Raw genomic sequence first — 11260 nt, 5'->3', positions numbered from 1 at the left:
GACCGCTTCCTGCACATCGGTGACTACTACGCAGTACTGAGCGGGATTCTGCTCATCATCACGGTGATGACCAATCCCGACGGCATCGCCAGCCGCATGCCGCGGGTGTCATGGCCGGCGCTGCGCAGCCGTGACCGCACCCCGTCCGACGAGGTGGTGGTGGCCGAGCCCGCGCCGCCACGCGCCGCCGACGTCCCGCTGCTGTCGGTCGACGGGGTCAGCGTGTCCTACGGTGCGGTGGCCGCAGTCTCGGATGTCACCTTCGAGGTGTTCCCGGGAGAGATCGTCGGCCTGATCGGGCCGAACGGCGCCGGAAAGACCACCCTGATCGACGCCGTCACCGGATTCGCGTCGGCGAGCGGTGCGGTCACACTGGACGGCACTGCCCTCGCCGGTGCACCGCCTCACGTCCGCGCTCGATCGGGCCTGGGCCGCAGCTTCCAGGATGTGGAACTCTACGACGATCTCACCGTCGCGGAGAACGTCCGGGTCGGCGCCGCCCGATCGCAGTCGAACGTGCCTGTTGCCCAGCTGGTTTCCCGCACGCTGGCGGTACTCGGACTCGGTGACATGGCCGATGCCGCGGCGGCCTCCCTGTCGCAGGGGCAGCGGCAACTGGTCTCGGTGGCACGCGTGCTGGCCGCCGCCCCCGCGCTGGCACTGCTCGATGAACCCGCCGCGGGCCTGGACAACAACGAAAGCCGTTGGCTCGGAGAGAAGTTGCGTTCCGTCCGCGACAGCGGCACCGCGATCCTGCTGGTGGATCACGATATGGAGCTGGTGCTCACCATCTGCGATCGAGTGATCGTGCTCGATCTGGGCAAGGTGATCGCCAGTGGACCACCGGAATCGATCCGGACGAACACAGAGGTGCTGCGCGCCTACCTCGGCGTCTCGTCCGACACCGTCGAGGTGGATCCCGAAGCAGTGCCCGAATTGCAGTCCGGCGCTCTGACCACGCAGGAGGCATAGCCATGACAACAGTGCTGGAATGTCGCGACCTCAGTGCCGGCTACCTCAAGCAACGACCATGCCTGCGCGGTGTGGACCTGGACCTGCACGCCGGTGAGATCACCTGCCTGCTGGGGCCGAACGGGGCGGGCAAAACCACGTTGCTTTCGACCCTGTCCGGACTGCTTCCCCGCGCGGGCGGTGAAATCCGGGTCGAGGGCGCCGACGTCGTAAGCGGACGCCCGCGCGCCGCAGTGCGTGCGGGGGTCGTACTTGTCCCTGACGATCGGGCGCTGTTCCGCCAGTTGAGCACCCGGCAAAATCTGCGTCTCGCGGTGGGGCAGCGCGCTCGGCGCCGGGCGGCGATCCCCGAAGTGCTGAAGTACTTTCCGGCGCTGGAGAAGCGGCTGACGGTCGACGCCGGACGCCTGTCGGGCGGTGAGCAGCAGATGCTGGCCATCGGCCGGGCGATTCTGCAGCGCCCCAAGGTGCTGCTCATCGACGAACTCAGTATGGGACTGGCCCCGGTCATCGTTCGCGAGATCCTGGACGTGCTGCGCGGACTCGCCGACGACGGCATGAGTGTGCTGCTCGTCGAGCAGCATGTGCACCTGGCACTCGGAATCGCCGACCGAGCAGCGATCCTGGTGCACGGCACAGTGGCCGATGCCGACACCGCCGAAGCGCTGCGCGCCGATCCGCGCCGGATCGAGCGGGCTTACCTGGGTGAGGGAGCGGAGGATTCGGCCGCAGCGGCGGTCCCCTGATTCGATCTCGGTCCGTCGCGCAAGAACGAACACTCTCGGCCGCAAAGAGATTCGTTCCGCTGATGCATCGAGGCCAATAGCCTTCCGTGTGAGGCCTGCCCCGTCGCGAACCCGGTTATTCGATGTCGCGGCGGTCGTCGGCTGAAATCTGTGTCGCGATGCGGGGCAGGCCGGCCGCGCCGTTCCGCTCTGCGGGATGGAATGCGTGTTCGCCGGTAGGTTCGAGGAAGGATTTCGGTACTGCGGTCGTCACCTGGTGTGCGCCGGTGGCGTTGTCGTCGAGGAGGGCGGGTATGCGCGGGATCAATCACGTCGTCCTGTACGTGTCGGATCTGCGCCGCAGCCTGGACTTCTACGAGAAGGTCCTCGGATTCCGCCGCCTTCCCGGCGCGTTCGCCGGGGTCGCCTTTCTGCGTCACGCCGACTCGGCCAACGATCACGATCTCGGTCTGTTCCAGTCCCGGGTCCGCGCGACTCCGGTGCCCGGCGCGGTCGGCCTGTATCACGTGGCGTGGGAGGTGGACACCTTGACCGAACTCGTGGCAGTGCAGGAGCGTCTCGTCGCAGCACGGGCATTGACCGGTGCGAGCGATCACGGTTCCACCAAGGCCCTGTACGGGCGTGATCCCGACGGCATCGAATTCGAGGTGTGCTGGTTGGTGCCCGACGAATGTGTCGAGCAGGCCCTGGTACCGGGGACCCCGCCGACCGCTCCGCTCGATCTCGCAGCCGAGATCGAGCGTTACGGTGCGTCCACTCCGGGTGGTCCTCGCACCGATCCGACGGTGTGGGAGCGCATCGCGGCGCGGTACGCGGACGGGTTCTGACAGACCTCTCCCGCTGAATGGGAGGGGATCGGCTGGCGCCGATCGCGGAAACCTATCGTCCTGTCATGCCACGTGCTTGTGACCCAGTTCACCGCTGTGAACTCGGTGCACGTGGCCTGTCGGACTACCGCCGTCGCACACGGCCGTAGTCGTGGCTCACATGTGCTGTGGAGCCGAGACCGCCGCGGCTGCACCAACTTTCCGTCCCTATCACCGTTGCTGGAGGGCCTCACAATGACCAATCCCGTCGACACCGTCGCCGCCGCCGTCGCGGCGGCGAAAGCTCCGACCCACGAGGCCCGCAGGATCTCGAGCGGATACTCCTGGCCGGAGTGCCCCCGCTGGCACGAGGGCACGTTCTGGTTCTCGGATATGTACACCGGAATGTTGAAGACCCTCGACGCGGCCGGCAACGCCACCGTCGTCGTCGACGCGAACGCACGGGCGGCGAAGACCGACGTGCCGATCGTGCTGGGCGGATTCGGCTGGTTGCCCGACGGGCGGCTGATCGTGGTGTCCATGCACGAGAAGCTGGTGCTGATCCACGGCGGGGGCGGCCCCGAGGACCTGTCGGTGTACGCCGACATCTCCGAGCACTGCTCGGCCGCGGCCAACGATATGGTCGTCGACGCCGACGGGCGCGCCTACATCACCCAGCTCGGCTTCGATCTGTTCAAGGGCGAGGATCCCGTTCCGTCACCCCTGATCGTGGTGGAACCGGACGGCGCCGTCGGCACTCCCGAAAAAGTCGGTCCGTTGTTGTGCGCCAACGGGATTGCCGTCAGCGCCGACGGGACCCGGGTCTACACCGCCGAGGTGATGGCCTTCAAGATCACCGTGATGGATCGCGCCGCCGACGGCACGCTGTCGAATCCGCGAGAGTTCGCCACCTGCCCGTTCATGCCGGACGGGATCGGCCTCGACGCCGAGGGCGGGGTGTGGGCGGCCATGCCCGGCGGCGGGTATGTCGCACGCTTCACCGACGAGGGCATCACCGACGCCGTGTCGCTGCCGCTGGAGAACGGCATAGCCTCCGCCTGCCTGCTTGGCGGTCCCGATCGCAGCACCCTGTACCTGACCGCCGGTTACGAGGTCTTCGATTTCGAGAAGTCCGCTCGGGAAGCACTCGGTGGCATCTGGGTGGCGGACGTGCCGCAGCACGGCGGCGACACCCGTCCCTGAATCCCGCCCGATACCGCCGAATTCACAGAGCTCGAGGAAAAGATAATGGCAACACTGGATTTCAGCGATCGCGTCGTCATCGTGACCGGCGCGGGCCGGGGTATCGGCCGCGCCCACGCGCTGCTGCTCGCCTCGCGGGGCGCCTCGGTCGTGGTCGGCGACCTCGGCGCGAGCATCGACGGTTCCGGCGTGGACGGTGACGATCCGGCCGCGCAGGTGGTCGACGAGATCACCGCCGCCGGCGGCACCGCGGTGGCATGCGCCGCTGACGTGTCCACCGAGGACGGCTCCCATGACCTGGTCGAGGCGGCGGTCTCGGCCTTCGGCGGGCTCACCGGCGTGGTGAACAACGCCGGCATCGTCCGCACCGCGCCGTTCGACGAGGTGCCCGACGAGGAGTATCAGCGTCACCTCGACGTCCACTACTTCGGCACCCTGCGCGTGTGCCGGGCGGCGTGGCCGCACCTGCTGCGGGCCGAATCGCCGCGGATCGTGAACACCATTTCCCAAGCGATGCTGGGTAATCCGGGAATGTCGCACTACGGCGGCTCCAAGGGCGCGGTGTTCGGCCTGACCCGCAACCTCGCTCTCGAAGGGTTGGACAAGGGCATCAAGGTGAACGCCATCGCTCCCGGGGCGGGAACCCGCATGGCCGAAGCGGCGGCCGACACCTTGTCGCCGGAAATCATGGAATACATGCGCACCTCGCTGCTGCCCGAGCACATCGCACCGGTGGTGGCCTATCTGGTGCACCCCAGCTGCGATGTCACCGGTGAGGTGTTCAACGTGGCCGGCGGCATCGTGAACCGGCTGGCACTGGTCAACACCGTCGGCATCCACGACCCCGGCCTGACGATCGAAAGCGTCGCCGAGCGATTCGACCAGATCATGGCGATCACCCCCGACGCCTTGCCGCAGGTCGTCGCGCCGGCTCAGATGCCGGTGTCCTGAACACCTTCGACAGCACCCGACTGGAGTTTGCTCATGAGCACAACCGAAACGGTCAGCCCGACCGACTACCCCTTCGAGCCGGTGCCGCCGAAGGACGCCATCGATCGCTACCGGGCCATCGCCGCAGACCGGCCGATGACCAAGATGACGATGCCTTTCGGCGGGGACGTGTGGGTTATCCACCGCAACGCAGCTGCCCGCGAGATGCTCAGTGACGGGCGGTTCGTGCGCGAACCGTTCCGCACCGGCGAACGGGCGGTTCCCTACTTCGTGGAATTCCCCGACTTCCTCAGGACGACACTGCAATTCGAGGACCCGCCGCATCACACCAAACTGCGTAAGCTCGTGCAGCGCTCGATCTCGCCCAAGCGAGTGAAGGCGATGCGGGATTCGGCCGTCGAGTTCGCCAACCATCTCATCGACGAGATGGTCGCCAAGGGCGCGCCCACCAACCTGGTTCACGACTATGCCGTCGCCCTGCCGATCCAGATGCTGGCCAATCTGCTCGGGGTGCCGCCGGAGGACCGTCCGAAGTTCCAGAAGTGGAGTTCGGCGACTCTCGCGGTGGCGAATATGCCTGAGGAAGAAGTCGTGGCCAACATGACCGAACTGGTCGTGTACATGATGGCGCTGATCGAGGAGCGTCGGAAGAGCCCGCGCGAGGATCTGCTCAGCGACCTGGCCAATGCCCGCGACAAGGACGACAGCCTCACCGACGACGAAATTCTGCCGATCGCGCTGGTGCTCATCATCGGCGGATTCGACAACACCGCGAATTTCATCTGTGCCGGTGTGCTGTCGTTGCTGCGCAACCCCGACCAGCTCGAGTTGTTCCTGCAGGATCCGGACGGACTGGCGCCGACCGCCGTCGAGGAGATTCTGCGCCACGGTCGAATGGCGTTGGGGGACAAGGTCGCCGGTGGTGGCGGCCTCGTACCGTTCGTCGCCACCGAGGATGTGGAAATCGACGGTCAGCTGATTGCGCGCGGTGAGGCCGTGATGGTCGACCCGGCGGCGGTGGCGCACGACGGTGTGGCCCTCGAACACGACGACGTCTTCGATATCCGGCGTAGCAACAACCCGCATCTGACGCTGAGCTACGGGCTGCACCACTGCCTGGGCGCGCCCCTGGCCCGGATGGAGATGCAGGTCGGGCTGGCCGAGCTGTTCAAGCGGCTGCCCGGGTTGACACTGCACGGTGAGGCGGTCGTCGACAACGACAACCTCACCCAGCCGATCGTCGATCTGCCGGTCACCTGGTAGGAGCGTGCCGATGCCCAAAGTGTTCTACACCCAGCCCGACGGCCAGGTGCGGGTCGTCGACGGCGCCGTCGGTGATTCGGTGATGTCGACTGCGGTCAAGAACGGTGTGAACGGCATCGTCGGCCAATGCGGCGGAACGTTGTCGTGCGCGACCTGCCACGTATATCTCGAGCCGGGCGAATTGGGGTACTTCGCCGATCCGTCCGAGGACGAGGACGAGATGCTGGACTGCACGGCCTCCGATCGCGAGGACAATTCGCGGCTGTCGTGCCAGCTCAGGTTGTTCGACGGCGTCGATCTGCACGTGACCATTCCCGACGAGCAGGTCTGACGATGACCGAATCGCAGAACGGGACCGATGTGCAGGCGCCGCCCCACAGCGTGGTGGTGGTCGGCGCCGCACATGCCGGGGTGCAGCTCGCCGATCGCCTTCGCGCCGGGGGCTACACCGGTGAGCTCACGCTGATCTCGGATGAGCCGCATCTGCCGTATCAGCGCCCGCCGCTGTCGAAGGCGTGGCTCGAGGGTAAGGCCACCGGTGACTCGGTGCTGTTGCGCGAGCCGGACTATTACCGCGACCAGAAGATCGAGCTGCTCGTCGGTGCCCGGGTTACGCACCTGAGCCGCACCCCGGCCGGCGTCGAGGTGCGGTTCACCAGCGACGGTGAGAATTCGATCCGGGAATTCCACCGGCTGGTGCTTGCCACCGGCGCGCGTCCGCGGCGTTTGCCGCTGCCCGGCGCCGATCACCCCGATGTGCTGGTGCTGCGCGACCTCGAGGATGCTCGTTCGCTCGCCGCGCGGGTGCCGGCCGGGCCTGTCGTGGTCGTCGGCGGCGGCTTCGTCGGTCTCGAGGTCGCCGCGACGGCGCGGGTACTCGGAGCCGAGGTGACCGTGATCGAGGCAGGGGAGCGGCTGCTCGCGCGGGCGGTGGGCGCCGACACCGCCGCGGCCCTGCTCGCCGCTCACCGGACGATGGCGACCGACGTGGTGCTGGGAGCGCTGCCGGTGTCGATCGAGCACCGCGACAACAGGATTCACGCGGTGCGACTCGACGACGGCCGCGAAATCCCGGCCGCGACGGTCCTCGTCGGAATCGGCGCCGAGGCCCGGACCGAACTCGCCGAGCAACTCGGACTCGACTGCGACGGCGGCATCCTCGTGGACCGGCACTGTCTGGCCTCGGACGGGTGGACTCTCGCCATCGGCGACTGCACCACCCATGTCTCCGAGTCCGGCGTTCGTTACCGGCTCGAATCGGTGGACAATGCGGTCGAGCAGGCCAACGCGGCTGCTGCGGTGCTACTGGGCGAACCGTGCCCGCAGAGACCCGCCCCATGGTTCTGGTCGGATCAGGGCGATCAGAAGTTGCAGATCGCCGGCCTCATCGGCGGGCACACGTCGATGCTGGTTCGTACCGATCCGCAGCGTCCGCATCGGCGGGTAGCGCTGTACTTCGCCGACGATGCGCTCATTGCCGCCGAATGCCTGAATTCGCCAGCGGATTTCGTGGCCTTGCGGTCGGCGCTGAGCCACGGGCATCGGCCGGGACCGAAGGATTTGGCCGATACGGCGGTTCCGCTGAAGAAACTCCTGGCTCCCGTGCGGAGCTAGGAATCCGTCGAGGTGCGGGTGAGGGACGGCCGTGGGCTTTCCCTCACCGGTGCCTCGGAAACCTGGTCGTTCGGGTGATCTCTCCGGGTAGTGCAGCCCGCGCGATGTGATTGTTCGGAAATGTGTTATGGCAGAGCGGGTTTCACGTCGTAACCGGGTGGTGACGCGGCTGCGCCACATCCGCATCGAAGCCGGACCGCTGAAGCTCGACTACCAGGCCGGTGCCGAGCAAGCGCGCGACGTGGCGAGTGCGCTGACGCAGTTGCGATCAGATCTCACAGTCACCGTCGACGACGAACTGTGCCTCGATCTGCCGCACCTGCCGTGCGCCGGATTGTGGCCTGAGCGCCGTCGTACGTTCACGCCGGTAAGGCTACGGCCTTTCCGTGGATCGGCGCCCGTCATGCTGAAAGATCCCACCGCCGAGACCATCTCGGCGGTGGGATGATGTCGAAGCGGGTTTCTCCCGGACCGAAGACTCGTGCTCCTTCCGACTGCGGTTACCCGGGCAGCCCGATCATTTGCACGTCGGCGGCACCGCTGCGATCGTCGGTGCTCGCCAACGGACAGCGCGTGCCGGTGAAGATGCTGGCCGCGCACAGGTTGCAGTGGATGCACAGCGAGGTCTTCGATGGCTCCGCTCGGATGCGATTGATCAGATCCGGCTCACGAAGCAGTGCCCGCGCCATCGCCACGAACTCGAACCCGTCGTTCATCGCGGTGTTCATGCCCGCGAGGTCGGTGATTCCGCCGAGCAGCACCAGCGGCATGTCCAGCTCGTTGCGGAACTGGCGCGCGTAGTCACGGAAGTAGAGGGGTTCGTACGGGTAGTGCTCGAACACGAAGCGGCCGAACATCTTCATGCCCAGTTTCACCAGGCCGCTTTGGGTCTCGGCCATTTCACGGATCGGTACATCGCCGCGGAACAGGTACATCGGGTTGAGTAGCGAGGACCCGCCGGTCAGCTCCAACGCGTCGACATGGCCGTCGCTCTCCACCATCTGCGCGAAGACCAGCGACTCGTCGAGCCACAGACCGCCGGGAACGCCGTCGGCCATGTTCATTTTCGCCAGCACCGCGATCTGTCCGTCCGCTGCCTCGCGTACCGCCTGCAGAATTCGGCGGGCGAACTCCGCGCGACGGGGGAGCGGGCCGCCCCAGGAGTCCTTGCGGCGGTTGATCTTCGGGCTGAGGAACGAGCTGGCGAGATAGTTGTGACCGAGGTGGACCTCCACCGCGTCGAATCCCACGTCGATCGCGTACCGCGTCGCGCGAGCGTGATCATCGATGATCCGCCGGATATCTGCTTCTGTTGCGGCGCGATCCAGGCTCATCGACAACGGATTCGGTCGTGTCGACGGGGCCAGCGAGGGCAGACCGGTGGAACGTGAGTTGGCCACCGGACCCGCGTGCCCGATCTGCGCGGAGATCGCGGCGCCGGTGGCATGCACCGCCTCGGTGAGTCGTCGCAACCTGGGAATTGCCTCGGGGCGCCAATAGATCTGGTCGCGTTCGGTGCGGCCCTCGGGTGAGACCGCCAGGTAGGCGACGGTGGTCATGCCGGCTCCGCCCGCGCCGACCGCCACGTGGAAGTCGATCAACGCGTCGGTGACGAGGGCGTCGGTGGTGGCTCCCTCGAAGGTGGCGGACTTGATCACGCGGTTGCGCAACCGGATCGGGCCGAGGGTGGCCGGCGCCAAAGGATCCGGGGGTGTGGGCGTGGGGGTGACGGACATGGTGGAACTCCTTGTCAGGGCTGGTTGGTGGCGGGAGTGCTGCGGTCGCCCCAGAGATCCACGGGAGCGTGAATATCCATCCAGCGCAACATCTCCTCGACCACATCCGCGCAGTCGCCCTCTGCGCCGGCATCGGCCCATTCGACCAGTGCGGCGAAGGAAGCGGCCTGGTAGGCGGTAGCGAGCGCGCGGCAGATCGCCAGTGGTGCATCCGGGAGAACACCGGAGATGTAGGTCGCCAGCGTGTCGATCCACGGCCGGTAGGCCAGCGGCGCGATGGCGGCGAGCTCCGGTTCGGCGGAGATCAGGCGCAACCATCGCGGGGCGATCCGGCTGATCCTCGGGTCGTGCGAGACCGATTCGACGACGGCCGCGCGAATGACGGCCGACGGGTCGCCGTTGTCCGTCGCGTTGTCGAGGGCATCGCGAAGTCTGCTTGTGGCCGGCTCGACACCGAGATAGGCGATATCCGAACGAGACGAGAAGTGACGCAGCAGAGTTCGGGCGCTGATGCCGGTCGCATCGGCCAGATCGCTCCAGCTGGTCGTCGAGTATCCGCGTTCGGACCACAGGCGAAGCGCGCTTTCGGCGACTGCCCGAGTGTCCAGCACCGACGGACGCCCGCGCCCGCGCCGAGCTGCGGTGTTCGGGGGCATGGCCACAGTCCACCATTTTTGTCGTAGTGTGTCAATATTGCGCGGAGTCGCAGAAGCAGCAGTAGGCAGAGCGGAAAGCAGGCAAGCGATGGGTGTCTATGTCGTGACCGGATCGGCATCGGGAATGGGACGAGCGGTGGCGGACAAACTTCGTCGAGATGGCCACACCGTGGTCGGCGTCGACCTGCGTGCCGCCGACGTGGTCGCCGACCTGTCCACCGCCGAGGGCCGGCGCGCGGCTGTCGATGGCGTTCTCGCCGCAGTGGACGGCCACCTCGACGGCGCTGTCCTGGCAGCCGGGGTCGGCCCTGCTCCCGGTGCGGAACGCCCGCGCCTGATCTACGAGGTGAACTATCGCGGCGTGATCGAGTTACTGCAGGGCTGGCGGCCGGTATTGGCCGCGGCGACCGACGCCAAGGTGGTGGTCTTCGGTAGCAACGCCACCACGACCACGCCCGCGGTCCCTGGCCGCGCGATCCGCGCGCTGCTGGCGGAGGATACCGACAAGGCTCTGCGCGCGGTGCGGATATTCGGCCGGAACGCGCCCTCGTTCGCCTACGCGGCGTCGAAGATCGCGGTGAGCCGCTGGGCCCGGCGCCAGGCCGTCACCGCCGCCTGGGCGGGCGAAGGAATCCGGCTCAATGTGCTGGCGCCGGGCGCCATCTTGACGCCGCTGCTGGAAAAGCAACTCGCCACGCCACGGGAAGCTGCGGCCATCCGCCAGTTCCCGGTGCCGATCGGCGGTTTCGGCGACGCCGGCGACCTGGCGGATTGGGTGCTGTTCATGCTGTCCGACGCAGCGCGGTTCCTCTGCGGCAGCATGGTTTTCGTCGACGGCGGCAGTGACGCGTACTTCCGGGCCGACGACTGGCCGCGCGCCGTCCCGCTCCGGAGGATCGTCGGCTACCTCCGGCGTTTCCGGGGGTTCAGCGCCCGTTGACGGGATCGGAGGGTGCCTCCGTCTCGAGGAACCCGGGAAGATCTTCTGCGCTTTGGTAGGTGACCAGGGCCAAGCCGACAGTCTTGTCATCCGAGCTGGGCATGCCGGCGAACATATCACTCCCGCCGTAAACACGCCGAAGCTGTAGATCGACGCCGACCGCAACGACTGGTTCGCTCTGAGATGGCGGGCCTGGCTGCGGCTCAGCCTAGAAGGCTGATTATGTAGCGAGCAAACCTCGTTTCTCTTACACATATTCGACTATGTAGGTCTCTAGCGAGTCAAACTGTGCCGCACCGACCGGTGTCTTACATCGATACGACGACGTCGGCACCGCTGAACAGGAGATCAGCTTTGCGGGTGCTGACCGACG

At 66.9% G+C, this 11260-nt stretch carries 12 protein-coding genes; 10 read left to right on the top strand and 2 right to left on the bottom strand.

The annotated features are described in order from the left end of the window. The 9 genes from RJ03_RS14130 to RJ03_RS14085 all read left to right on the top strand — a co-directional run. Positions 1-972: ABC transporter ATP-binding protein (locus RJ03_RS14130; RefSeq protein WP_157163423.1), on the top strand; the 972-nt coding region annotated here is incomplete at its 5' end. 2 nt (positions 973-974) lie between these two features. Further along, complete coding sequence (locus RJ03_RS14125; protein WP_036502235.1) at positions 975-1718, top strand: ABC transporter ATP-binding protein; 744 nt, start codon at positions 975-977, stop codon at positions 1716-1718. A gap of 293 nt (positions 1719-2011) precedes the next feature. Next, positions 2012-2545, top strand: a complete 534-nt coding sequence (locus RJ03_RS14115; RefSeq protein WP_036502229.1) for a VOC family protein — start codon at positions 2012-2014, stop codon at positions 2543-2545. Between the two features lie 234 nt (positions 2546-2779). Beyond that, positions 2780-3727 (top strand): SMP-30/gluconolactonase/LRE family protein, encoded by a 948-nt coding sequence (locus tag RJ03_RS14110; protein WP_036502227.1) that lies wholly within the window; start codon positions 2780-2782, stop codon positions 3725-3727. Between the two features lie 45 nt (positions 3728-3772). After that, positions 3773-4678 carry an SDR family NAD(P)-dependent oxidoreductase gene (locus RJ03_RS14105; RefSeq protein WP_174372306.1) on the top strand — a complete coding sequence of 302 codons (906 nt, stop codon included), beginning with the start codon at positions 3773-3775 and terminating at the stop codon, positions 4676-4678. Between the two features lie 33 nt (positions 4679-4711). Further along, positions 4712-5941 carry a cytochrome P450 gene (locus tag RJ03_RS14100; protein WP_036502221.1) on the top strand — a complete coding sequence of 410 codons (1230 nt, stop codon included), beginning with the start codon at positions 4712-4714 and terminating at the stop codon, positions 5939-5941. Between the two features lie 10 nt (positions 5942-5951). Further along, positions 5952-6272 (top strand): 2Fe-2S iron-sulfur cluster-binding protein, encoded by a 321-nt coding sequence (locus RJ03_RS14095; protein WP_036502218.1) that lies wholly within the window; start codon positions 5952-5954, stop codon positions 6270-6272. A gap of 2 nt (positions 6273-6274) precedes the next feature. Beyond that, entirely contained in the window at positions 6275-7555 is a 1281-nt protein-coding gene (locus tag RJ03_RS14090) for an NAD(P)/FAD-dependent oxidoreductase (RefSeq protein ID WP_051024675.1), read from the top strand. Between the two features lie 127 nt (positions 7556-7682). Beyond that, on the top strand, positions 7683-8003 hold the full coding sequence (locus tag RJ03_RS14085; protein WP_157163422.1) for a hypothetical protein: 321 nt from the start codon (positions 7683-7685) through the stop codon (positions 8001-8003). A 52-nt stretch (positions 8004-8055) separates the two neighbouring features. Here the strand turns inward: RJ03_RS14085 and RJ03_RS14080 are convergent, their stop codons facing one another. Further along, positions 8056-9291 carry an NADH:flavin oxidoreductase gene (locus RJ03_RS14080; protein WP_051024674.1) on the bottom strand — a complete coding sequence of 412 codons (1236 nt, stop codon included), beginning with the start codon at positions 9289-9291 and terminating at the stop codon, positions 8056-8058. A 14-nt stretch (positions 9292-9305) separates the two neighbouring features. Continuing rightward, the gene (locus RJ03_RS14075) at positions 9306-9947 is read right to left on the bottom strand and encodes a TetR/AcrR family transcriptional regulator (RefSeq protein ID WP_051024673.1); all 642 of its coding nucleotides are present in this window, start codon (positions 9945-9947) and stop codon (positions 9306-9308) included. 88 nt (positions 9948-10035) lie between these two features. Between RJ03_RS14075 and RJ03_RS14070 the strand changes: the two genes are divergently transcribed. Next, positions 10036-10887 carry an SDR family oxidoreductase gene (locus tag RJ03_RS14070; protein ID WP_036502212.1) on the top strand — a complete coding sequence of 284 codons (852 nt, stop codon included), beginning with the start codon at positions 10036-10038 and terminating at the stop codon, positions 10885-10887. The last annotated feature ends 373 nt before the right edge of the window (positions 10888-11260 follow it).

This window comes from Nocardia aobensis NBRC 100429 (assembly GCF_000308375.1).
Classification (GTDB): Bacteria; Actinomycetota; Actinomycetes; order Mycobacteriales; family Mycobacteriaceae; genus Nocardia; species Nocardia aobensis.
Note: the sequence above shows the minus strand (reverse complement) of the source record. Positions and strands in the feature narration are given on the sequence as shown.